The 22,205-nt window shown below is 73.2% G+C and carries 20 protein-coding genes and 2 tRNA genes; 12 read left to right on the forward strand and 10 right to left on the reverse strand.

What is annotated here, in order from left to right; all coding sequences use genetic code 11:
* Positions 1-119: 119 nt before the first annotated feature.
* On the reverse strand, positions 120-503 hold the full coding sequence (locus CYQ11_RS28400) for a hypothetical protein (protein WP_099197960.1): 384 nt from the start codon (positions 501-503) through the stop codon (positions 120-122).
* Positions 504-773: 270 nt separating this feature from the next.
* Here CYQ11_RS28400 and CYQ11_RS28405 point away from each other — a divergent pair, with 270 nt between their 5' ends.
* On the forward strand, positions 774-1,751 hold the full coding sequence (locus CYQ11_RS28405) for a DMT family transporter (protein WP_243469310.1): 978 nt from the start codon (positions 774-776) through the stop codon (positions 1,749-1,751).
* 192 nt (positions 1,752-1,943) lie between these two features.
* Complete coding sequence (locus tag CYQ11_RS28410; protein WP_099197959.1) at positions 1,944-2,138, forward strand: hypothetical protein; 195 nt, start codon at positions 1,944-1,946, stop codon at positions 2,136-2,138.
* 48 nt (positions 2,139-2,186) lie between these two features.
* On the opposite strand, the gene CYQ11_RS28415 is transcribed toward CYQ11_RS28410, so the two are convergent.
* Positions 2,187-3,305, reverse strand: a complete 1,119-nt coding sequence (locus tag CYQ11_RS28415; RefSeq protein ID WP_099197958.1) for a WD40/YVTN/BNR-like repeat-containing protein — start codon at positions 3,303-3,305, stop codon at positions 2,187-2,189.
* Between the two features lie 239 nt (positions 3,306-3,544).
* Here CYQ11_RS28415 and CYQ11_RS28420 point away from each other — a divergent pair.
* A tRNA-Lys gene (locus CYQ11_RS28420) sits at positions 3,545-3,618 on the forward strand.
* Positions 3,619-3,689: 71 nt separating this feature from the next.
* Here the strand turns inward: CYQ11_RS28420 and CYQ11_RS28425 are convergent.
* A complete protein-coding gene (locus CYQ11_RS28425) occupies positions 3,690-4,220 on the reverse strand; it encodes a TerD family protein (protein WP_099197957.1) in 531 nt (176 codons plus the stop codon).
* Positions 4,221-4,397: 177 nt separating this feature from the next.
* Between CYQ11_RS28425 and CYQ11_RS28430 the strand changes: the two genes are divergently transcribed.
* From CYQ11_RS28430 to CYQ11_RS28440, 3 genes are all read left to right on the forward strand, one after another.
* Positions 4,398-5,063, forward strand: a complete 666-nt coding sequence (locus tag CYQ11_RS28430) for a hypothetical protein (RefSeq protein WP_099197956.1) — start codon at positions 4,398-4,400, stop codon at positions 5,061-5,063.
* A gap of 59 nt (positions 5,064-5,122) precedes the next feature.
* On the forward strand, positions 5,123-5,494 hold the full coding sequence (locus CYQ11_RS28435) for a VOC family protein (protein WP_099197955.1): 372 nt from the start codon (positions 5,123-5,125) through the stop codon (positions 5,492-5,494).
* 100 nt (positions 5,495-5,594) lie between these two features.
* Positions 5,595-7,226, forward strand: coding sequence for a bifunctional 3'-5' exonuclease/DNA polymerase (locus CYQ11_RS28440; RefSeq protein WP_205041775.1), 1,632 nt, complete (start codon positions 5,595-5,597; stop codon positions 7,224-7,226).
* Between the two features lie 17 nt (positions 7,227-7,243).
* On the opposite strand, the gene CYQ11_RS28445 is transcribed toward CYQ11_RS28440, so the two are convergent.
* Both CYQ11_RS28445 and CYQ11_RS28450 read right to left on the reverse strand, forming a co-directional pair.
* On the reverse strand, positions 7,244-8,791 hold the full coding sequence (locus CYQ11_RS28445) for an AMP-binding protein (protein WP_099197953.1): 1,548 nt from the start codon (positions 8,789-8,791) through the stop codon (positions 7,244-7,246).
* A 93-nt stretch (positions 8,792-8,884) separates the two neighbouring features.
* Complete coding sequence (locus CYQ11_RS28450; protein WP_099197952.1) at positions 8,885-9,565, reverse strand: UdgX family uracil-DNA binding protein; 681 nt, start codon at positions 9,563-9,565, stop codon at positions 8,885-8,887.
* Between the two features lie 84 nt (positions 9,566-9,649).
* On the opposite strand from CYQ11_RS28450, the gene CYQ11_RS28455 reads away from it, so the two are divergent.
* The 6 genes from CYQ11_RS28455 (at position 9,650) to CYQ11_RS30525 (ending at position 15,503) form a co-directional block, all read left to right on the forward strand.
* Positions 9,650-9,723, forward strand: a tRNA-Lys gene (locus tag CYQ11_RS28455).
* A 118-nt stretch (positions 9,724-9,841) separates the two neighbouring features.
* Positions 9,842-11,227 (forward strand): flavin monoamine oxidase family protein, encoded by a 1,386-nt coding sequence (locus CYQ11_RS28460; protein WP_099197951.1) that lies wholly within the window; start codon positions 9,842-9,844, stop codon positions 11,225-11,227.
* 147 nt (positions 11,228-11,374) lie between these two features.
* A complete protein-coding gene (locus tag CYQ11_RS28465) occupies positions 11,375-12,628 on the forward strand; it encodes a cytochrome P450 (RefSeq protein WP_099197950.1) in 1,254 nt (417 codons plus the stop codon).
* Positions 12,629-12,724: 96 nt separating this feature from the next.
* Entirely contained in the window at positions 12,725-13,426 is a 702-nt protein-coding gene (locus tag CYQ11_RS28470; RefSeq protein WP_099197949.1) for a VC0807 family protein, read from the forward strand.
* Between the two features lie 1,025 nt (positions 13,427-14,451).
* On the forward strand, positions 14,452-14,730 hold the full coding sequence (locus CYQ11_RS28475; protein ID WP_146104761.1) for a hypothetical protein: 279 nt from the start codon (positions 14,452-14,454) through the stop codon (positions 14,728-14,730).
* A 524-nt stretch (positions 14,731-15,254) separates the two neighbouring features.
* Entirely contained in the window at positions 15,255-15,503 is a 249-nt protein-coding gene (locus CYQ11_RS30525; RefSeq protein ID WP_240003204.1) for a hypothetical protein, read from the forward strand.
* 38 nt (positions 15,504-15,541) lie between these two features.
* Here CYQ11_RS30525 and polX read toward each other — a convergent pair whose 3' ends face one another.
* The 5 genes from polX to hypF are packed head-to-tail and all read right to left on the reverse strand — an operon-like array spanning position 15,542 to position 22,203.
* The gene (polX, locus tag CYQ11_RS28485; RefSeq protein WP_099197947.1) at positions 15,542-17,266 is read right to left on the reverse strand and encodes a DNA polymerase/3'-5' exonuclease PolX; all 1,725 of its coding nucleotides are present in this window, start codon (positions 17,264-17,266) and stop codon (positions 15,542-15,544) included.
* Positions 17,267-17,309: 43 nt separating this feature from the next.
* On the reverse strand, positions 17,310-18,371 hold the full coding sequence (hypE, locus tag CYQ11_RS28490; protein WP_099197946.1) for a hydrogenase expression/formation protein HypE: 1,062 nt from the start codon (positions 18,369-18,371) through the stop codon (positions 17,310-17,312).
* Entirely contained in the window at positions 18,364-19,491 is a 1,128-nt protein-coding gene (gene hypD, locus CYQ11_RS28495) for a hydrogenase formation protein HypD (protein ID WP_099197945.1), read from the reverse strand. The genes hypE and hypD overlap by 8 nt, the downstream gene beginning before the upstream one ends.
* A complete protein-coding gene (locus CYQ11_RS28500; RefSeq protein WP_099197944.1) occupies positions 19,488-19,796 on the reverse strand; it encodes a HypC/HybG/HupF family hydrogenase formation chaperone in 309 nt (102 codons plus the stop codon). Before CYQ11_RS28500 ends, hypD begins: the two co-directional genes overlap by 4 nt.
* Positions 19,759-22,203: a carbamoyltransferase HypF gene (gene hypF, locus CYQ11_RS28505; RefSeq protein ID WP_398780428.1), complete on the reverse strand. Its 2,445-nt coding sequence runs from the start codon at positions 22,201-22,203 to the stop codon at positions 19,759-19,761. Before hypF ends, CYQ11_RS28500 begins: the two co-directional genes overlap by 38 nt.
* Between the last annotated feature and the right edge of the window lie 2 nt (positions 22,204-22,205).

Consider the following 22,205-nt stretch of genomic DNA (forward strand, 5'->3'; position numbering starts at 1 on the left):
TTCCCGTGTGACTCCAGTGAACACTGTGTCGTCACCGGTGTGGCGTAACACACGCCGCCCCTGAGGGGCCGCCCCTGTGCGGCCGGCGTGGCCGCGTGCCTCCGGGCCGGCCGCGGCCGTCAGGACGGGGCGTGGTCCGGGTGCGCGGTGAGGACGAGGCGGGTCTCCAGCTCGTGCTCGCCGGGGACGGTGCCGTGGTCCTCGACGCCGAACGCGGCGGCGAGTTCCTCCCGCACCTGACGCACGGGGTCGGCGGCACCGAAGAGGTCGACGGTCACCGCGCCGCCCAGGGGCGAGGGGACGGTCGTCCCGGGTGCGACGCGCGTCCGCGCGTCGACCACCGTGGACCACACCGTGGGGGCGCCCGCGCCCGTGTCGACCGCCCGGACCTTGGAGCCGGAGGGGAAGGCGCTCTCCAGCGCTTCGAACACCGCCGTGGCGTCGTCGTGACCGCAGCTGGTCAGGTGGACGCTGACGTGGTCCGCAGTGTCGGGACCGCTCATCGCGGTGCTCCTTCGCCGTCGGGGAGTGCCGAGGGGGCCGGTCTGCCTCCGAGCGTACGAGAGGAGTCCCGGCCCGGCGCGGCGGCGGGGTCCGTCCAGGCCATCCGGGGACGGACGACGGGGCAACGTCAAAGGAATTCTTTGATCCAATCACGGAATTCATTATTCGACTTATAGGGGAAAGCTCGCTACCTTCGGCAGGGTTCGAAGAGGCCCCGCGTTCCCGTGCCCGCCTCTTCCCCTCCTCCGACTCGATGGGTGGTGTTCTCCGTGCCGCGTGAGCGCCGGGTGGCGACCCCGTGGAAGTTCATGGCCGCGACGGCGATCCTGTGGGGATCGGCCTTCCCGGCGATCCGGGTCGGGCTGGAGGGGTATTCCCCGACGGCCATCGCCGTCCTGCGCCTGGCCTTCGCCCTGCTCTTCCTCGTGCCGTGCCTGCTGACCGGCCGCATCAGCCGGCTGCGCCGCGGCGACGCCCTGCGCATGGCCGGGTTCGGCGTGACCGGCATGACCGCCTACCAGCTGCTGCTCTACGCGGGCGAGCGCCACGTCGAGGGCGGCACGGCCGCCATGCTCGTGGCCACCTCCCCTGTCTTCGCCACGGCGCTCGGCATGCTCGTGCTGCGCGAACGCCCCGGCGCGTGGGGCATCGCGGGACTGCTCGTGGCCCTCGGCGGCGCCCTCGTGGTGGCCACGGCCGGCGGCGAGGGGGGCGGCTCGCGGTCGGGCATGGCGATGATCGTGGCCGCGGCGGCGGCCCAGGCGACGTCCTTCATCCTGCAAAAGCCCCTGCTGCGCCGCTACTCCGGCATGGACTGCATCTTCTACGGCAGCCTCTTCGGCCTCCTCCCGCTGCTGGTCTTCGCCCCCCAGGCGGCCGGCCAGGCGCTCGCCGCCGGCTGGCAGCAGAGCGCGGCGGTGGTCTGGCTGGGCCTGGCCTGCACCGTCCTGGCCTTCTGCACGTGGTCGCGCGTCCTCAACGCGGCTCCGGCGTCGACGAGTTCGCTCGTCCTGTACGCCGTGCCCGTCGCGGCCCTGGCGCTGGACGCCGTGCTCCTCGGTGCCGTACCGGCCCCGACGGCCTGTCTGGGCGGCCTGATCGTGCTCGCCGGAGTCGGCGTCGCCGCCGTCCGCCGCGCCCCCCGCCCGCCGGCGCCGTCGGAGCCGGTCGCCCGGGGCGGACCGGTCTCCCGCGAGGAGACCGCACGGCACGAGGAGACCGGCGTCCGCAGCCCGTCATCCGTCTGACCTGCCGGAGAGCCGGCGGTGCATCCTCCCCGAGGATGCCCGCCGGCTCTTTCCGTCATGCGACCGGGCCGGCGACGCCGCCCGGCACGCGGCCGCGGGCGGGACGTACCGGTCGGGCCTCCCCCTGGCGGGCGCGCCCGGCGGCGAGGAGCGCAGCCACGTCCTCCCGGTGCCCGTGGGGGACGCCCGCACGTGCCGGGAACTGGCCGGCGTCCTGCTGGCCGGTACGGCATCCACGTCCAGGCCGTCGATCCGCCCGGCGCGCCCGCCGGGGCGGCGCACCTGCGGCTCACCCCTTCCGCCGCCCACCGGATCGTCGACGTCTACCGGCTGGCCCGGGTGCTGCGGCAGGCGTGGGACGAGCTGGGGCTCTCCACGGCGGACTGACCGGCGCGGCACCGGCCGCCCACGGGTGACGTGGGCGGCCGGCCGTGCTCAGTCGACCTTCACTTCCTCCAGGCCCAGGTACATCACCTTCGGCTGGACCGGGTTGAAGGCGATGGCCGAGATGCCGTCGTGGGCGTTGTGGTTCTTGGTGACCTTGCCCGTCGACGCGTCCAGGCGGTACAGGTCCGTTCCGTAGGCCTGGAAATACGTGCCGTACTCGAAGTACAGCACGTTCGCGTCGGCCGGACTCGGCGCCAGCAGGGTGCTGTTGGTGAGCTCGGTGTCCCGGGTGTCGTCGACCACCTTGGCGAAGGTGCGGCCGCCGTCGGCCGACCGGTAGAGGTGGCGGCCCTCCGCGCCGCTGCTCGGAGCGGCCTCCACCAGGTCGATGCCCAGCGCGTAGACCACGGACGAGTCGGCGGGGGAGACGGCCGCCTGGAAGAGGTTCGCCGTACCGCCCGCGGTCGTCAGTCCGGTGGACGCGGTCCAGGTGGCGCCTCCGTCGGTGGTCACCGAACCGCCGTTGACCATGCCGCCCGCGACGGCGTGGTCGATGTTCGCGGGGTCGAAGGAGACGGCGTAGAGGTTGGTGCCGCCGCCGAAGGCCTTGGTGCCCACGCTGCGCCAGCTGGCGCCCGCGTCCGTCGAGTCGTACAGCTGCCCGTCGGCCCCGGCGAGGCGTACGTGGCCGGGGCGGTTGCGATCGGCGCCCACGCCCACGATGTCGGCGGCGGGCGACGTGAGCCGGGTGACCTTCCTGCCGTCCACCCGGGCCAGGAAACCGCCGTTGACCTCCCAGGCGAAGGCGCGGCCGCCGGGGGCGGCGGTCAGCCGCGTGATGCCGCTGCCGAGCGTCGCGACGCGGGTCCAGGTGCAGCCGGCGTCGGTCGAGCGCTGGAGCTCGCTGTTGCGGGTGGCCAGCAGGGTGTTGGGCGTGTCCAGCGCGACCAGGCCGTGGGTGTAGCTGACCGGCTTCAGGGTCCCGGTGGTCGGGGCCAGGCTCGCGCCGTCGTCGGAGGTGAACGTGACCGAGCCGTCGCCGGTGACCCGGTCGCAGGACGGGACCGTCCAGCCGGCGGGGGCCGCCGCGACGGCGGCGGGGGACTGGACGAGCACGCAGGCGGCGGCTGCGGCCGCGGTGACGGCCGCGCAGATCCGCTTGTTCATGTTCTCTCCCTTGTGGGGCACAGGCATGAGGTCGATTGACGATCATGTTTTAGCCGCCGCGCGTACGGCCCGGAACACGATCGATCGCCAATCTTTCTGCCCTGAAAGGTGCTTGACGGAAAAAATCTGGTTGAAGGGAGAAGCGACCGGATGGTTGAGGGGTGTCCCGAGTGGACGGGCCTGTCCGGAAGAAGCCCCCGTGCACCGAACGCGGGGGCAGAGCATGTAATATTCATGTCGCGCCGCTAGCTCAGTTGGTTAGAGCGGCTGACTCTTAATCAGCAGGTCCGGGGTTCGAGTCCCTGGTGGCGCACCGAACGGCCGGGGCCCCTCACCGATGGTGAGGGGCCCCGGCCCTTTTCACGCGCCCCGGCGCGTCGGCAGTCAGGCAGTCCGGCCGCCCATCACGGCGGGGAACTCCGCGGGTCCGGCGTCGAATCCGCGGACGGCTCCGCGGAACGCCCACGCCCCGGAGCCGTCCCGCACGAACTCCGCCACCGTCGCCGCCGTGGCCCACGGGACGCCGGAGAAGTCGTCGCGGGAGAGCTCCTCGTGCCCCTCGGCGATCCGGACGCCGGCGTTGGCCACGTCGCCGAAGGTCCGTCGCCCGTCGCGCTGCTGGATGACCACGCCCACCACGACGCGGACGAATTCCCCCGCCAGCCGGTCGAGTTCCAGGGTCATGATCTCGTCGGAGCCGAGCCCCTGACCGGTCCTGCTGTCCCTGTTGAGGGTGATGGTGCCGTCCGGCGAACGGCGCTCGAAGTGCACCAGGTAGGCGGGTTGGCCGTACGGGGCGTCCGCGCGGTATGTCGCGGCGACGAGGTCCAGGTCGTGGTCCGGGGCGGCGAGGGGGCTGGGATCCCACTTGAGGGCGACCGCGACCGCCCCGACCCCCTTGCTGAGACCGCTCATCGGGCTCCCCTCCTCGCGCACGGCCCGTACCGGCCCGCGCCGTCGACGGTTTATGCCGCCATGGTGCCACCGTCCGCCGCCCGCCGGCCGGGCTTTCGGCGAGCGCGCGAGGAGCCGGACCGCCCGGGTGACGAAGCCGACATGGCTGATCAGACGTCAGGTCGGCAGGATGGCGGTATGAACCGCATCTCCGCCCGTGCGCTGGTCCCGGCCCTCCTCCTGCCCCTCGCGCTCACTGCCTGCGGCACGGACCGGTCCGCCGGCCCCACCATGCGCCCGGCCGGCGCCGGTCAGACCGGCCGGCAGGACACCCATGCCGGCCTCGAAGCGCGGGCACGGGAGATCGGGACCACGACCGACCTGGTCTACGCCCTCGACGCACCCGGATTCGACGTCGCCCGGCAGTCGGTGGGGGCCCACGGGGCCGACGGCTTCTCCAGCGTCTACGCCACCGTCCGGGGCGACGCCACGATCACCCTCACCGCCGACCGCGGGGCCCTCACCGAGGCGGACTGCCCCCGGGTCCCCGTGTACGGAGCCGACGGCGCCGCCGTCTCGTGCGAGCGGGACGGTGGCGTCTGGTACCGCACCGCGGGTGACTTCCACGAGTACGCCCTGGCCAGGAACGGGCACGTGGTGCGCCTCGCGGCGGGTGGGAAGGCCGTCGACCGCGACACCCTGCGCACCGCCGCCCGGTCGGCCCACCTCGCCGACGACCGCGAGCTGGACGCCCTCCTGCCGCCCCTGCGGGGCGCCGCCGGTACGCCGCCCGAGCGAGGCGACCTGCCGCCGACGGGTGACTCCGCGCCCCGCAACCGGCCGCCGGAGGGCACCGGCGGCTGAGAGGCGGCACCCTGGTGGGGACCGCGACCGGCGGGGGCAGGCAGGGAAGGCAGACCAGCATGTTCAAGGACACCAAGGCGTTCAGCGGCTTCTCCGTGAACGACGTCGGCGAGGCGAAACGCTTCTACGGCGAGACCCTGGGCCTCACCGTGTCGGAGGACCACGGCCTGCTCCACCTGCACCTCGCCGGCGGCACCCCGGTGCTGGTCTACCCCAAGGAGAACCACACGCCCGCCTCGTTCACCGTCCTGAACTTCCCCGTCGACGACATCGAGGCGGCCGTCGAGGAGCTGGGCCGGCGCGGGGTGCGCTTCGAGCGCTACCCCGGCCTGGAACCGGACGAGAAGGGCATCTTCCGCGGCGGCGGGCCCCTCATCGCCTGGTTCACCGACCCGGCCGGCAACGTCCTGTCCGTCCTCCAGGAGGGATGACCCCCGCGGCGGACGACCGCGCGGCGGGGGCGTTGTCAGACCCTGCTGCGAGACTCTCCGCGTGAAATGGGCAGTGAGCGGGGGGAGAGGCGGGGAGGGCGTGCGGCTCTGCCCGCTGGACGGTGCGGGCCGGGCAGCCGGCCCCGTGGTGACCGAGCGGAGCCTCGCCGAGGCCGTGAGGTCGCGGCCGGAGGCCGAGCGGTGGGTGTGGCGGTCCACCGCCCGGACGTACGGGGCGCTGCTCGAAGCGGGCGTGCGCGTCGACCGGTGCTACGACGTGGAGGCCGCCGAGGCCCTGCTCATCGGCCATGAGGAGGGCCAGTCGGGCCAGCCGCGCTCCCTCGCCGCGGCCTGGGCCCGGCTGCGCGGGCTGCCCGTGCCGGCGGACCCGCCCGTGCGGGCGGCCGAGACGCAGCCGTCCCTGTTCGAGCCGGGCCCCGTGCCGCTGCCGCCCGGCGCCGACGAGCTCGACGTGCTGCTGGAGGTGTACGCGCACCAGCAGTCCCGCATCGAGCGGGCCGGGCATCCGGGGCGGCTGCGCCTGCTGACCGCCGCCGAGTCGGCGGGCATGCTCGTCGCGGCCGAGATGGGGCGCGCCGGGGTGCCCTGGCGCGCGGACGTGCACCGGGACCTGCTGACCACGCTGCTGGGGGAGCGGTATCCGGGCGGTCAGGAGACGCGGCGGCTGGCGGAGCTGGCCGAGGAGGTGTCGCAGGCGTTCGGCGAGCGCGTACGGCCCGACCTGCCCGCCGACATCGTGAGGGCCTTCGCGCGCCGGGGCGTCGCCCTGTCGTCCACGCGCGCCTGGGAGCTGCGCACGCTCGACCACCCGGCCGTGCCGCCCCTGCTGGAGTACAAGAAGCTCTACCGCCTGCACACCGCCCACGGCTGGTCCTGGCTGCAGTCCTGGGTCCGCGACGGGCGCTTCCACCCCGAGTACCTGCCCGGCGGCACAGTCTCCGGGCGGTGGACCACCAACGGCGGCGGGGCGTTGCAGATCCCCAAGGTGATCCGGCGGGCGGTCGTCGCCGACCCCGGCTGGCGGCTCGTCGTCGCCGACGCCGACCAGATGGAGCCGCGCGTGCTCGCCGCGATCTCCCGCGACCCCGGGCTGATGGACGTGGCCGGCAGTGGCCGGGACCTGTACGCGGACCTGGCCGAGCGGGCCTTCTCCGGCGACCGCGAGCGGGCCAAGCTCGCGATGCTCGGGGCGATCTACGGCCAGACCTCCGGCGACGGCCTCAAACACCTGGCCGACCTGCGGCGGCGGTTCCCCCGGGCGGTCGCCTACGTCGACGACGCCGCCCGCGCCGGCGAGGAGGGCCGGCTCGTGCGGACCTGGCTCGGGCGCACCTGCCCGCCCTCGTCCACCGCCGTCGACGACGAGGCGGGCATCCCCCAGGAGGAGGAGCCGGCCGGCTACGGCAGTACGGCCGGCGCCCGGGCCCGCGGCCGGTTCACCCGCAACTTCGTCGTCCAGGGCAGCGCCGCCGACTGGGCGCTGATCCTCCTCGCCACCCTCCGGCAGTTCCTGGCGGGGCTCCGCGCCGAGCTCGTCTTCTTCCAGCACGACGAGGTCATCGTGCACTGCCCGCGGGAGGAGGCCGGGGCCGTGGTGGAGGCGGTCCGCTCGGCGGGGGACCGCGCCGGGCGCATCGCCTTCGGCGACACACCCGTGCGGTTCCCCCTCACCACGGCGGCGGTGGAGTGCTACGCGGAGGCCAAGGCGTAACCAGGACGGCCCCGCCGTCAGGCCGCCGCGGCCTCCTCCGCCGCGCGGCGCAGCTCCTTCTTGTCGGGCTTGCCCGTCTCGGTCAGCGGCAGCGCCGCGGCGAAGGTGATGCGGGCCGGCTCGTACATCTCGCCGCGCTCCCTGCGCACGAGTGCGCGCAGCTGCCGCTCGTCCACGTCCGCGCCGGCCCGGGGCACGACGACGGCGTGGACCCGCTCCATGCTGTCCGCGTCCCGCACGCCGAAGACGGCGCTCTGCAGGACCTGCGGGTGCGAGTTGAGCAGGTCCTCCAGCTCGGACGTGTAGACGTGGCCGCCGACCACGATGATCATGTCCTTGAGCCGGTCGGCGACGGTCAGGAAGCCCTCGTCGTCCAGGAACCCGATGTCACCGGTGTGCAGCCAGCCGTCGCGCAGCACCTCGGCGGTCAGCTCGGGCTGCTTCCAGTAGCCCTGCATGAGGGAGCGGGAGCGTACGCATATCTCCCCGCGCTCCCCGGTGGGCAGCGGCCGGCCCGCCTCGTCGCGGATGCTCACCTCGACGCCGGGCAGCGCCGTTCCCGCGGACCGTAGCCGCTCGGGGTGCTTCAGGTCGTGCGCGTCCGCCGGGAGCACGCTGATGCCGCCGGCCTCGCTCTGACCGTAGAACTGCACCAGCACGGGACCGAAGCGCCGCACCGCGTCGGCGATCCGTGCCGGGGAGGCCTGGCAGCCGCCGTACATCAGGCCGCGCAGGCTTGAGGTGTCGGTGGTCGCCGCGTCCGGGTGGTCCAGCAGCTGGTACAGGAGCGGGGGCAGCAGGAACACGTCGGTGATGCGCTCGCGCTCGATGGCGGCCAGCACCGCGCCGGGCTCGAACTCGTCGAGGAGCACCACGGTGCCACCGCCCCGGAGGGTGCTGTCGGCGAACATGCCGGAGGCGTGGGCGATGGTCGTGCAGACCAGCTGCCGGCGTTCGTGGCTCAGCGGCTTCTCCGCGCCCATCCGCTGGAAGGCGCTCATCTGGCCGAAGGACATGCAGATGCCCTTGGGACGGCCGGTGGTGCCGCCGGTGTGGCGGATGCTCCAGATGTCGTCCGGCTCGCCCCGGGCCGGCAGCGGCTCGTCCGGGTACCCGGCGGCCGCCTCCAGCAGATCGGTCCCCTCCTTCGCGGGGCCGAGCACCAGCACCTTGTCCACGGCGGTGGCCGCGGTCACCTCGGCGGCCCGGTCGGCGCAGCGCGGGTCGACGATCAGGGCGCGCGTCTCGACGTCGTGGACGATGGCGGCCTGTGCCTCGGCGGACAGCTTGCCGTAGAGGTGGTTGACCCGGCAGCCGATCAGGTTGGCGGCGTAGCGGGCCGCGATGATCTCCGGCAGGTTGCCGCTCAGCAGGGTGACGCCGTCGCCCCGGCCGAGTCCCTCGCCCTCCAGGGCACGGGCGAGACGGTGGACGAGCGCGCGGAACTCACCCGCGGTGATGCGCCGGTCCTGATGGACTAACACCTCGCGCTCCGGGAAGGCGGCGAAGGCGTTGAGGGTGTCTTCCACGGGGTGGACGAAGGCGGTCGTGGCGGTGGCTTGCATGGAGCGGTTCCTCCGGTGTCGGCATATGGTTACCTGAGGCAAGCATATGGAAGGAGTCGTTCCCGAATCAAAGGCGCCGCCGGTGCCGAGCCGTCAGGTCAGCAGCCGCGCCGCGACCTTGAGGTCGGACACCAGGCCCGCGTACGCGGCGGCGCGCCCCGCGTCGTCGGCGCGCAGCACGGCCGAGGGGTGAATGGTCGCCACGAGCGCGGTCCCGGGGGACTCCTGCCCGTCGACGGGCGGCATCGGCAGCGCGGCGCCCCGCTTCTCCGCCACCCGGAACGACGAGCCGAACAGCGCCTTGCCGGCCGTGGCGCCGAGCGTGACGACCACCTCGGGGCCGACCAGCCGCAGCTCCGCCGCCAGCCACGGCTTGCAGGCGCTGATCTCGCGCAGGTTCGGCGCCTTGTGGATCCGGCGCTTGCCGCGCGGGGACGGCTCGAACTTGAAGTGCTTGACGGCGTTGGTGACGTACGTGAGCGCGGGATCGATGCCGGCCTCGTCGACCGCCCGCATCAGCACACCCCCCGCCGGCCCGACGAACGGCCGCCCCTGCCGGTCCTCCTGATCGCCCGGCTGTTCACCGAGGAGCACCACGCGCGCCGACGCGTCGCCCGAGCCGAAGACGGTCTGGCCGGCGGCGCGGTGGAGCGGGCAGCCCCGGCAGCCCGCGGCCGCCTCCCGCAGCGCGCGCAGGTCGCCGCCCGCCGGGACGAAGGGACCCGCGTCGTACGGCTCTGGCTCCGCCCCGTCCGCCTGGCCTGCTCGTGCCATGACTCCTCCAGGACGTGCCTCGGGGGGACCGCTGATCACCCCCGAGCGTACGACGCACTCCTCTGATCAGGTAGTATTTCCCCCGCGCCGCTAGCTCAGTTGGTCAGAGCGGCTGACTCTTAATCAGCAGGTCCGGGGTTCGAGTCCCTGGTGGCGCACGGCAGAACGAGGGCCCTCACCGACCGGTGGGGGCCCTCGGCGCATGTCCCCGCCGGGCGCGCGGCCACCGGCACCCGCCCCGACAATCGCACCAGGACCACCCAGAGAGGCCCCTCCATGTCCCTCCCCGGCCCCGGCAGCCGCCGGACCGCACCCGAGGCCCCCGGCGCCGTCACGGACACGCTGGTCGTCGGCGCGGGCATGGCCGGCCTGTACGCGGCCCGCGAACTGCACCGCGCCGGCCGCGACGTCGTCGTGCTGGAGGTCAGGGACCGCGTCGGCGGACGGGTGTGGAGCGACCGGTGGGAAGGCGGGACCATCGACCTCGGCGCGTCGTGGATCCACGGCGTCGAGGGCAACCCGGTCGCGGACCTGGCCCGCGAGGCCGGCGCCGGCACGCTCGTCAACAACGCCGGCACCCTGGACTACGGCGTCCGCGCCGGAGCCGTCCACTACGGCGCCGACGGCCGCCGCCTGACCCCCGCCGAGTGCCGCGAGCGGCAGCGCGACCACGAGGCCGTCAGCGCCGGGCTGTTCGCGCTGGCCCGCACCGCGGACCCGGACGAGTCCCTGGCGAGCGGCCTGCGACGGGCCCTGGCCGACAGCGGCCTGACTCCCGCCCGGGCGCTGCGCGTCCTCCACGCACGCTGCCGCATGGCCGAGGACGACTGGGGCGCCGGCGCCGAAGAGCTGTGCCTTTCCGGGCTGGTGACCGGCCAGGACCACGAGGGTGACGAGGTCGTCTTCCCCGACGGCTACGGCCAGCTGACCCGTCATCTCGCCACGGGCCTGGACGTGCGCCTCGGCCACCGGGTCACCCGCGTCGAGCACGGCGACGGCGGCGTCACCGTCCACATCGACGGGCAGGGCGTCCTCACCGCCCGCCGCGCCCTGATCACCCTCCCCCTGGGCGTGCTCAAGGAGGGGTCCGTCACCTTCGACCCGGCTCTCCCCGAGCCCAAGCTGCGCGCCGTCGAGCGCCTCGGCATGGGCCTGTACGACAAGCTCTTCCTGCGCTTCCCGCGCCCCTTCTGGGACGAGAGCGAGGTCATCGGCCAGGAGGGCACCCCGCACGGCGCCTTCGCCAACTGGTACGACCTGCGGCACGTCGTCGGCGCGCCCGTGCTCCTCGCCCTCAACGGCGGGCCCGTCGCCCGCCGTCTCCAGGACCTCGACGACACCGCCGTCGTCCGCGCCGCCCTGAACTGCCTGCGCGGCCTCTACGGCGAGCGCGTCGAGGAGCCGTCGGCCCACCGTGTCACGCGCTGGGGCACCGACCCGTACGCCCGCGGCGCCTACTCCTACCCCGCCGTCGGCTCCCTGCCCGGGGACCACGACGCCCTGGCCGCCCCGGTCGGCGGCCGCCTCCACTTCGCGGGCGAGGCCACCAGCGCCGACCACAGCAGCACCGTCCACGGCGCCGTGCTCTCCGGCCTCCGCGAGGCACGGCGCATCCTCGGGACGGACGGAGGGACCGGCGGGAGCGCCGATACGGCGAGATAGCGCCAAATGGCGAAATATCGCCTCACACATGCGAGTGGATTTCCCCTCCGAGGGGAACGCGTCCCTGATCGCCGGGATAGCCATCACGTACGGCCCTTCCCGCCCCGCACCCGCCGAGGGCTCCGGCACCAGACAGGGAGCGACCGCATGACCAGCACGTCCCCGAAGCCTTCACCGGCAGCGGAACCCTGCCCCGCCCGCCCCGCGGACGACGGGACCGTCCACGACTGGCCCGTCGACCACCTCCCGGCCCTCGAGTTCGACCCGCTCCTGCACCGGCTGCTGAAGGACGAGCCCGTAGCCCGCATCCGGATGCGCTTCGGCGAGGGGCACGCCTGGCTCGTCACCCGGTACGAGGACGTCAAGCTGGTGGCCGCGGACCCGCGCCTCAGCCGCGCCCTGACGGTGAACCGCCCGGTCACCAGCATGACCCCGCACGTCGTGGCGCCCGCGGGCGGCATCGGCCGCACCGACCCGCCCGACCACACCCGGCTGCGGCGCCTGGTCGCCCAGACCTTCGGGCGCAAGAGGGTGGCGGCCCTGCGGTCCAGGGCCCAGGAACTCGCCGAGCAGATGACGGACCGGATGGCGCAGCAGGGGCCGCCGGCCGACCTGGCGGAGTGCCTGACCGGGCCGTTCCCCGCCCAGCTCATCGGCGACCTGCTCGGGGTCCCGGAGCGCGACCTGGACCGGCTGCAGAGCTGGCGCGGCGTCATCCTCTCCAGCAACCACTCCCAGGAGGAGAGCGAGGCGGTCAAGCGCGAGATCGCCGGCTACTTCCGCGAGCTGGCCCGGCACCGCGCCGACCACCCCGACGACGACCTGTACAGTGCGCTGGTCGCGGCCCAGGTGGAGGGCGAGCTGAGTCTGCCCGAACTGGTCTCGCTCGCCGTGATGCTCGTCCTCAACGGCATGGACGCCGTGCGGAACCAGGTGTCCAACATGGTCTACGCCCTGCTGACCCACCCCGACCAGCTGGCCCGGCTGCGCGCCCACCCCTCGCTGCTGCCCCAGGCGGTGGAGGAGCTGCTGCGCTACATCCCCCACCGCAACGGCGTGGGCCTGCCGCGCATCGCCACCGAGGACCTCAAGGTCGGCGAGACGACGATCCGCAGCGGCGAGGTGGTGTACGTGTCGTACCTCGCGGCGAACCGGGACTTCACGGTCTTCAAGGACCCCGACCGGCTCGACCTCGGCCGGGACGAGGCGCCCAACCTGTCGTTCGGCCACGGCGCGCACTACTGCGTGGGCGCGTTGCTGACCAGGATGGAGGCGGAAGTCATGCTCTCGACGCTGCTGAACCGTTTCCCGGGACTGCGACTGGCCGTCGGCGAGGAGGAGATGCGGTGGCGGCGCGGCTCGATCAACCGCGGCCCGGAGGCGCTGCCGGTGACCTGGTGACCGCCCGTAAGGGGCGGGGCGGGCGCGCGTTTGCCTGTACACGGTCATTCCCCCTAAGGTCCTCCCCGTTTAGTAATTGATCTTGGGGGAAATTCCATGTCCGCTCAACCGTCCGCGCCCGGCAAGGGCATAGGGGCGAAGACCGTCGTCAGCTGGGTCGTTTCCATCGTCTGCAACGTCGCCCTGCCGATTGTCACCTACAACCAATTGACCGCGGCCGGCTGGAGCGAATTCTCCGCGCTCGCGGTCTCCGGTGTCTGGCCCGTCGTCGACACGGTCGTCTATCTGATCTGGCACCGCCGCGTCGACGAATTCGCCATCGTGACCATGATCTTCATGGCCCTCACCCTGGTGGTCACCGCCGTCGGACCGCACTCGACGAGGCTGCTGCTGGTCAAGGACTCGGCCGTCACGGGCCTGTTCGGCGTGGTCTGCCTCGTCAGCCTCGCCGCACCGCGCCCCCTGATGTTCTACCTGGGCCGCAAGTTCGGCACCGACGGCACCAAGGAGGGCGTCGCGCACTGGAACGGGCTGTGGCAGCACGAGCTCTTCCGCCGCTCGCTCACCGTCATCACCCTCGGCTGGGGCGTCGGCTACGTGGCGGAGGCGGTCGTCCGCGTCGGTCTCTCCTACGCCCTGGCCACCGACGGCATGGTCACCGTGAACTCCGTGCTGAGCTACGGCGTCCCGGCCGTCCTGATCGCCTGGACCATCAGCTACTCCAAGCGCACCCGCGCCCGGGGCGCCCAGGCCCGCGCCGAGGCCGAAGCCGCGACCGCGGCGGCCACCGCGGCCTAGTCCGCGCGACCCGGTCCGGGAACCACCGTCCCGGTCCGGGGCCGCCAGCCGGCGGGGCGCCCTGCCCGCGCAGGAACCGCCGCGGCTTCCGCAGGGGCCGCGGCACGGAAGGCAGGGCGCCCACTGCCGGCGCCCTGCCCGGAGACCGAGTCGGTGATGGTCGGCACGGCCCCCTGCTCATTCCTGCTCCCGGTCTCCGAACCGGGCAGCCGAGTTCCCGTTCCCGCCTCTCCCGTCGTGCGAGGCGTGGGACGGGGCGTTGGTGTACTTCGAGATGGTGACGAGGTTGTCCGCGAGTCCCGCTGTTTCCGGGTTGCTCTTCAGCCCCTGAATCGTTTCCTTGAGGCGCTCGCGGCCGCGTCAATGGCGTTCGGGACGGGGACAGGGCAGCTCCCGCGAGGGTGAGAGCGGTAAGTGCGCGCTTGGCGTTGTTCATATGGTGTCAGCGCCGATGGGTCGACTGGGTTACGTGGGGCGGTGTGCTGTGAGTGGCAACTGGTCCACCAGTACTCGCCATGCGGAACTCCCGCGCAACTGGCCGCGCATCCGGGCCGCCGTCCTGCTGCGGGACGCGCACCTGTGTCGGTGGGTCCGTTACGACACGGGGCTGCCGTGTTTCGAGGAGGCCACCGAGGTGGACCACCACTTCGACCCGGACGGTCACCGGCTAGAGGCGCTGTGGTCGCTGTGCCAGGGGCACCACGCCTGTAAGACGGCACAGGAAGCGGCAGCCGGCCGGAGGCGGGCGCGTGAAACCCGAGAGGTGCCCCGAGTCGCAGGCCTCACTCTGGGGCGCTGTAAGCCCCCTGGGCCTGCGCGAAGCTCCGGGAGGCTTCCCCTGTCTCACTTGCCTCAGCCATCAAGCGAGTGAGCGGGAAACCGGGGCGATGAGCCCAGTGAGGCGTCGGAACATGGGCCATGGGCCGTGGTGGCACCTGGGCGTACCAGAGGCCGCTGGCATCCACGGCAGATGTGTTCCGTCCCGACGCTCCGTGACCGCTCGTCGGCACAGTCGTTGCCTGTGCATGACCAACACATTCCGTCGTGTTATCGGCACGGCCGCCATGACCGGTGCCTGTGCGCTCGCCGCAGCCGCCCCGGCATCGGCGAACTTCATCGGGGACAACATGGCCCTTGCCCAGATCGCCTCCCAGCAGACGGGCGTGAACAGCGGCAACCAGCAGTCGACTTCGAATCACGGCAGCAACAATGGCAACACTGCCCAGCAGGGCGTCTCCGACAACCAGGATGTTGACGTCATCAAGAACATTGCCGGCTTTAACAACCCGGTCGCCATCTTCTGAGCCGGACAGCTCCATCACCTGGCCCCCGCGGCCGACCCCCTTCGGGCCGGCGGCGGGGGGCCGTTGTGCGTTCGCCACTCGTGACCCGGACGGCTCGCTCATGTGCCCGCAGTGACGAATAGCCGGCCCGGTGCGGACCGTGCAGCAAGGCAGCTGTTGTACGTACCTTCTTTCCCTACCCGTATATAAGGAAAGAAGGTGCCCGCAGCGGCTCTTCTGCTGCCGCTGCTGGCGTTGTACCCCGCCCGAACTCAAGCCCTCCGCCGGATGAGCACGCCGGCCCGGCTGAGCCGCTGCGTTCCCCTTCTGTGCTCACTCGCCAACGCGACTCAGACCAGGGAGAATTACTGGAGCCTGCGCATTTTCGAGACCGACCCCGAGAGTCGGCCGAAGCCGCGATTCAGCAGTGACACGGTGGGGCGGTTCCGGTCGGCCGGATGGCGGGCAACCGCCCGGAGTCGCTGAGCCCGTCATCGACGTCCACAAGGGCACGCAGCCGACCGAGGCACGGTTCTAGGCGCTCTATGCCCTTCACCCGTCCTGGGGCACGAGCAACAGGTCGGCCCGACGACCACGATGAGCTCGGACCCGAGGCCACGGCCGACGACGTCGCCGCCGTCGAAACCTGCGACTTCCCCGGGCTGGTCACCTACAACGAAACCCAGGGCTTCACACTCGTCCACGACGTTCAGCGCACGCACACGCGCGTCTACCTCATGGCCCGCCGGGCCGAGGCCGTCACCGATCTGGCCGAGAGGCTTCGCGCGCTGTAAGGCGGGGTCGTGAGGCCGAGGAAGGGGGGACCGCTGATTCAGCGGCCCCCTGGGCGCAGGAAGCGCCGGAGCTTCTGCAACGGCCACGTGTTGATCACCTCGTCCTTCGTCAGCCAGCCACGTTGCGCCGTGCCCACCCCGAAGCGCATGTACGGCAGGTGCACGACCGAGTGCGCGTCGGTGTTCACCGCGAACTTCACCCCGTAGCGCTTGGCGCGCAGGATCTCCTCGTCGCCCAGATCCAGCCGCTCGGGGTGGGAGTTGACCTCCAGGGCGGTACCAGTACGCGCACAAGCGGCGAAGACCTCGTCGAAGTCGGCGTCGATGCCCGGGCGCTTGCCGATCTGCCGCGTGGTGGGATGACCGATGATCGAGACATACGGGTTCTCGCAGGCCCGCACGAGTCGCCGCGTCAGCTCCTCCCGACTCTGGTTGAAGTGCGAGTGCACCGACGCCACGCACAGGTCGAACCCCGCCAGGAAGTCGTCCGGCCAGTCCAGGTCGCCCTCCGGCCCGATGTTGAGTTCGGTGCCGTGCAGCACGTGCATGCGGCGGTGCTTCCCGTCCAGCGCCCGCACCTTTTCCCGCTGGGCCAGGATCTTCTGGTCCGTCATCCGCTGCATGTACAGATTCGGCGCGTGATCCGTGATGGCGAAGTACGCGTAACCGCGGTCTGCCGCCGCAGCCACCATGTCTTCCAGGCCGGACACCCCGTCCGTGAGGTCGGTGTGCGTGTGCAGGTCCCCGCGGATGTCGCCTTCCTCGATCAGCTCGGGCAACTCGCCCTTCAAGGCGGCAGCGATCTCGCCCCTGTCCTCCCGCAGCGTCGGCGGGATCCACGGGAGGCCCAGCTTGGCGTAGATGTCCTCCTCGGTCCCGGACACCGCCTTCTTGCCGCTCTTGGCGTGGAAGAGCCCGTACTCCGACAGCTTGTACCCGTGCCGGATGGCCATCTCCCGGACCCGGATGTTGTGCGCCTTCGAGCCCGTGAAGTACAGCAGCCCCGCTCCCCACGAGTCCGGCGGCAGTACCCGCAGGTCGACCTGGAGCCCCTTGGTGGTGCGGATCGAGGTCTTCTTCTCTCCGTGGGCGATGACCTCGGCGGTGTACGGAAGGCCGCTGAACGCCTCCATGAACGCCGCCGACCGCTCGGCTGCGACGAGGACGTCGACGTCCCCGATGGTCTCCCGCATGCGCCGCAGCGACCCGGCGTACGCGCACCCCTCACACCCCTTCACCCGGGACAGCTCCGCGACGACCTGCTCGGCGACGTCCATGGCGCTGTTGAGGAGGATGCGGCCGCCGGCCTTCTGCATCAGCGCGATGCCGTGGAGTACGTTCTCCTCGGTCCTCTCGCCGAAGCCCTTCAGATCGCGCAGCCGTTTGTCGTGGATCGCGTCGAGCAGCTCGTCCACGGAGGAGACGCGCAGTTCCTCATAGAGGGTCATGGCCTTCTTCGGCCCGAGCGTGGGAATGGTGAGGAGTTCCCGGACCCCGGCCGGTACGGACGCCCGTACCTCCTCGACGTCCGACACCTGGCCGGTCCGCAGGAACTCCACGACTTTTTCCGCGATCGACTTCCCCACGTTCGGAATGTCCCGCAGGCCCTTCACGTCGAGCTTGGAGACATCCGTGGGGAAGCCGCCGATCGCGCGGGCGGCTTTTTCGTAGGCGCGTGCCTTGAAGGCGTCACCACCGGTGATCGCGACGAGGTCGGCGTACTCCTGAAGCAGCGCCTCGACCTCCTCATTGGGCCGGGCCATGGGTCCAGCCTGCCATCAGGAGGGCGAGGGCACACCCCGGGCGTCAGCAGATGCGCGGCAGCTGCTCCCCGAGGGGGAGGTCGACCACGCGGGTGCCGCCGAGCCGTGTCCGCGCCACGACCGTCCCCGGGTGCTCGGCCACACAGGTGCCGATGACCGCCGCGCCGGCCCCCCGTGGGTGGGCGCGCATGGCGGCGAGGACCGCGTCGGCGTGCTCGGGCGGGACGAAGGCGAGGAGCTTGCCCTCGTTGGCCACGTACAGCGGGTCCAGGCCGAGGAAGCCGCAGGCGCTCGCCACCGGCTCGGGCACGGGCACGCTCTCCTCGGTGAGCACCACGCCGGTGCCGGAGGCGGTCGCGATCTCGTTGAGGACGCCGGCCACGCCCCCGCGCGTGGGGTCGCGCAGGACGTGCAGGTCGGGGGTGACGGCCAGCATGGCGGCCACGAGGCCGCCCAGCGGGGCGGTGTCGCTGGCGATCTCCACACCGAACTCCAGGCCCTCGCGGACGCTCAGGACCGCGATGCCGTGCATGCCGACCGGCCCGCTGACGATGACGACGTCGCCGGGCGCGGCCCGCTGCGGCCGGATGTCCACGCCGTGGGGGATCAGCCCGATGCCGGAGGCCGTGACGTACACCCCGTCGCCGTGCCCGCTGTCCACGACCTTGGTGTCGCCGGTGGCCACGGTGACGCCGGCGGCCTCGGCGGCCTTCCCCACCGCGCGGGCCACGTCCGAGACCACGGACAGGGCGGTCCCCTCCTCCAGGATGAAGGCGCACGAGAGGTAGGCCGCCCGGGCCCCGCTCATGGCGAGGTCGTTGACGGTGCCGTTGACGGCGAGGTCCCCGATGCTGCCGCCGGGGAAGAACAGCGGCCGCACCACGTGGGAGTCGGTGGTGAAGGCCAGCCGGGCGCCGCCGACCTCCACGGCCGCCGAGTCGCCGAGCCCGGCCAGGACGTCGTTTCCGTAGGCGGGCGCGAACACCTGGTCGAAGAGCTCGGCGGACAGCGCTCCGCCGCCGCCGTGCCCGAGCACCACGACGGGCTGGTCGCGCAGCGGCGCGGGGCAGGTCCACGCGCTGGGATCGAGGGTGATGTCAGCCAACGGGGGCCGCCTCCTTCGAGGGGGGTGCCGCCGGGTCCAGCCGGCGGTAGAGGTAGTAGGCGGCGCAGGCCCCTTCGCTGGAGACCATGGTCGCGCCCAGGGGAGTGCGCGGGGTGCAGGTCGTGCCGAACGCCGCGCACTCGCGCGGCTTGATCAGTCCTTGGAGGACCTCCCCGCTGCGGCAGGCCGCGGGCTCCTCGGTCGTCACCCCGGTGACGCCGAAGCGGTGTTCGGCGTCGAAGTCGCGGTAGGCGTGCGCGAGCCGCCAGCCGCTGGCCGGGATGGTGCCGATGCCGCGCCAGGCCCGGTCCGTGACCTCGAAGACCTCCGCGAGCATCCGCCGGGCCGCGGGGTTGCCCTCGGCCCGCACGGCTCGCGCATAGGCGTTGTCCACGCGGTGCTCGCCGCGTTCGAGCTGGTGGACGGTGCGGCGGATGCCTTCGAGGACGTCCAGCGGCTCGAACCCGGTCACCACGATCGGCACCTTGTGGCGCGCGGCCAGCTCCGGGTACTCGTCCGTGCCCATCACGCTGCACACGTGCCCGGCGGCCAGGAACGCCTGGACGCGGCAGTGCGGCGCCCGCATGATCGCCTCGATGGCGGGCGGGACGCGCACGTGCGAGACCAGGAGGCTGAAGTTGCGGACGCCCAGCCGCCGAGCCTGGTGCACCACCATGGCGTTGGCGGGCGCCGTCGTCTCGAAGCCGATGCCGAAGAACACGACCTGGCGGCCCGGATCCCGGCGCGCGATCTCCAGCGCGTCGAGCGGCGAGTACACCACACGCACGTCGCCGCCTTCGCTCTTGACCCGGAACAGGTCGCGGCCGCTGCCGGGCACGCGCAGCATGTCGCCGAAGGAGCAGAAGGTGACCTCCGGCAGCGCGGCGACCGCCAGCGCCTTGTCGATCATCTCCAGCGGGGTGACGCACACCGGGCAGCCGGGCCCGTGGATCAGCTCGACCTGTTCGGGCAGGAGCTGGTCGATGCCGTGCCGGATGATCGAGTGGGTCTGTCCGCCGCACACCTCCATCAGCGCCCACGGCCGGGTCGCCGTCGCGTGGATGTCGTCCAGCAGCCGCCGGGCCAGCCCGGGGTCCTGGAACTCCGCCAAGTACTTCACCGGATGTCCTCCAAGGGTTCCGCGGGGACGACGCCCGCCTCGGCGGCGGCGCGGCTCCACGCGTCCCCGAACTCCTCCTCCAGCGCGCCGATCCGCGCGAAGAGGTCCAGCGTGGCGAGCGCCGCCGCCTCGTCCAGGCGTTGCAGCGCGAACCCGACGTGGACGATGGCGTAGTCGCCGACCTCGATGTCGGGCAGATAGGCCAGGCACACGTCCTTGACGGCGCCGCCGAAGTCGACGCGGGCCATGCGGGTGCCGTCCCGCTCCTCAATGCCGACGACCTTGCCGGGCACTGCCAGGCACATGGGTCTCTCCTTCCCGCTGGCCGGTCCCGGCCCCGCGCGCGCGGGCCCGGGCGGCGATCAGTACCTGTCCGAGCGCGAGCCCGCCGTCGCCGCACGGCACCCGGCCGTGGCGCACGACCGCGAAGCCGTCGCCGCGCAGCAGGTCCGTGCAGGCGTCCTCGAGCAGCGCGTTGGCGAACACCCCGCCCGACAGGGCGACCGTGCGCACCCCCGTGGCCCGTCGGGCGTCCCGGCACACGGCCAGGACGGCCGCGGCGACCGCGTGGTGGAAACGCGCGGCGACGACCGCGGGCCCCGCCCCGTCGCGCAGGTCGGCGACGGCCTCCCGCAGGACGGGCGCGGGGTCGAGGAGGAGGGGCCCGCCGTCGCCGGCCGCCCGGCTCGCGAAGGCGTACGGGCGTCCGCAGCGGGCGATGGCGGGAGCCGCGCACGCCTCCAGCTCGACGGCCGCCTGGGCCTCGTGGCCCGCACGGTGGCGGACGCCGAGCAGTGAGGAGACCGCGTCGAAGAGCCGGCCCATGCTGGAGGTGGGCACGCAGGCCACCCCGCGTTCCAGCTGGCGGTCCAGCACCCGCAGTTCGTCCGCCGCGCAGGCCGCCACGCACGGCAGGTCCGCGTCCCAGGCGAGCCGCGCGGCGCGCAGGTGCGACAGGGCCGTCCGGCAGGGGTTGCGCACGGCCGCGTCGCCGCCCGGCAGGGGCACGTACGCCAGGTGGGCCAGGCGGCGGTAGCCGTCGTAGTCGGCCAGCAGCACCTCGCCGCCCCACACGGCGCCGTCGTCGCCGTATCCGGTGCCGTCGAAGGCGACGCCGATGACCGGGGCGGTGCCGTCCAGGCCGGCGTCGGCCATCGCGGAGGCGATGTGGGCGTGGTGGTGCTGGACCAGGTGCAGCGGGCGGCCGGCGGCGTGTTCGCGCGCCCACGCCGCCGACCGGTAGCGGGGGTGCCGGTCGGCCGCGAGGAGGCGGGGCCGGACGCCGGTGAGGGCGGAGAGGTGCCGGACGGCCCCGCCGAACGCCGCGACGGTGGCGGTCCCGTCCAGATCGCCGATGTGCTGCGAGAGCCAGGCGGAGCGGCCCACGGCGAGACAGAAGGTGTTCTTGAGGTCGCCGCCGACGGCCAGGGCGGGCGGCACGGCGAAGGGGAGCGGGACGGGTTCGGGCACGTAGCCGCGCGAGCGGCGCACCGGCAGGAGGCTGCCGTCGCGCCGCACACGGACCACCGAGTCGTCGCAGGGCGCGTGGATCGGCCGGTCGTGCCAGAGCCGGGCGTCGGCCAGCGGGGCCGGGAGCGCGGCCGCCTCCGCGTCGTCGGTCACGATGGGCTCGCCGGAGCGGTTGGCGCTGGTCATCACGAGCACCCGGGGCCCGGGCGGATCCCCGGGCAGGGCGAACAGCAGCCGGTGCAGGGGCGTGTAGGGGAGCATCAGCGCGATGTCGGGGCTGCCCGGGCAGACGGCGTCGGCCAGGCGGACGCCCGGTACGAAGCCCGCCTCGCGCCGCACCAGCACCGCGGGGGCCCGGGGCCCGGCGAGCAGCCGGGCCTCCGCCTCGCCGAGCGGTGCGACGGCGCGGGCCGTCGCGAGGTCGGCGGCCATGACGGCGAAGGGTTTGCCGCCGCGCTCCTTGGCGGCCCTCAGCCGGGCCACGGCCGACGCGTCGCCCGCGTCGCAGGCCAGGTGGTAGCCGCCCAGCCCCTTGACGGCCAGGACCGCGCCCCGGGCGAGCAGTTCTCGGGCCCGGGCCGGCGCGTCGGACGCCTCCCAGGTCGCCGGGCCCTCGGTCAGGCGCAGCCGGGGCCCGCAGCCGGGGCAGGCGACGGGCTGGGCGTGGAAGCGCCGGTCGCCGGGGTCGGCGTACTCGGCGGCGCACGGCCCGCACAGCGCGAAGCCGGCCATCGTCGTGGTCGCCCGGTCGTAGGGCAGTCCGGTGACGATGGTGAACCGGGGACCGCAGTGCGTGCAGTTGATGAAGGGGTGCCGATGGCGTCGGTTCCCCGGATCAGTGAGCTCGTGGAGGCACGCCGCGCACAGGGCCGTGTCCGGGGGCACCGTGGTGCGGCCCCGCCCCTGCCGGGAGGGCCGGATGGTGAACCCCCGGCCGCCGACGGCGGGCAGGTCGTGCTGGACGACCGACGTGACGGCCGACAGCGGCGGCGCGTCGGTCGTCAGACGCTCGGCGAACGCGCCGACGCGCCCGGCGTCGCCCTCGACCTCGGTGACGACCCCGTCGGCGCCGTTGCTCACGTGACCGGACAGCCCGAGCTCGTGGGCGAGGGCGTGGACGAAGGGCCGGAAGCCCACGCCCTGGACGGTGCCGCGCACGACGATCCGGCGCCGGACGACGCCGGTGGCGACCGGTGCGGGGCCGGTCGCCCGCTCCGGGGCCGCCGGGCGGGAGGCGGGCACCG

The organism is Streptomyces cinnamoneus (assembly GCF_002939475.1).
GTDB classification, from domain to species: Bacteria; Actinomycetota; Actinomycetes; order Streptomycetales; family Streptomycetaceae; genus Streptomyces; species Streptomyces cinnamoneus_A.

Coding starts and splice junctions, on each gene's coding strand:
- CYQ11_RS28400 (WP_099197960.1), bottom strand. CDS start 503: ATGAGCGGTCCCGACACTGCGGACCACGTCAGCGTCCACCTGACCAGC.
- CYQ11_RS28415 (WP_099197958.1), bottom strand. CDS start 3,305: ATGAACAAGCGGATCTGCGCGGCCGTCACCGCGGCCGCAGCCGCCGCC.
- CYQ11_RS28425 (WP_099197957.1), bottom strand. CDS start 4,220: ATGAGCGGTCTCAGCAAGGGGGTCGGGGCGGTCGCGGTCGCCCTCAAG.
- CYQ11_RS28430 (WP_099197956.1), top strand. CDS start 4,398: ATGAACCGCATCTCCGCCCGTGCGCTGGTCCCGGCCCTCCTCCTGCCC.
- CYQ11_RS28435 (WP_099197955.1), top strand. CDS start 5,123: ATGTTCAAGGACACCAAGGCGTTCAGCGGCTTCTCCGTGAACGACGTC.
- CYQ11_RS28445 (WP_099197953.1), bottom strand. CDS start 8,791: ATGCAAGCCACCGCCACGACCGCCTTCGTCCACCCCGTGGAAGACACC.
- CYQ11_RS28450 (WP_099197952.1), bottom strand. CDS start 9,565: ATGGCACGAGCAGGCCAGGCGGACGGGGCGGAGCCAGAGCCGTACGAC.
- CYQ11_RS28460 (WP_099197951.1), top strand. CDS start 9,842: ATGTCCCTCCCCGGCCCCGGCAGCCGCCGGACCGCACCCGAGGCCCCC.
- CYQ11_RS28465 (WP_099197950.1), top strand. CDS start 11,375: ATGACCAGCACGTCCCCGAAGCCTTCACCGGCAGCGGAACCCTGCCCC.
- CYQ11_RS28470 (WP_099197949.1), top strand. CDS start 12,725: ATGTCCGCTCAACCGTCCGCGCCCGGCAAGGGCATAGGGGCGAAGACC.
- CYQ11_RS28475 (WP_146104761.1), top strand. CDS start 14,452: ATGACCAACACATTCCGTCGTGTTATCGGCACGGCCGCCATGACCGGT.
- CYQ11_RS30525 (WP_240003204.1), top strand. CDS start 15,255: ATGCCCTTCACCCGTCCTGGGGCACGAGCAACAGGTCGGCCCGACGAC.
- polX (WP_099197947.1), bottom strand. CDS start 17,266: ATGGCCCGGCCCAATGAGGAGGTCGAGGCGCTGCTTCAGGAGTACGCC.
- CYQ11_RS28500 (WP_099197944.1), bottom strand. CDS start 19,796: ATGTGCCTGGCAGTGCCCGGCAAGGTCGTCGGCATTGAGGAGCGGGAC.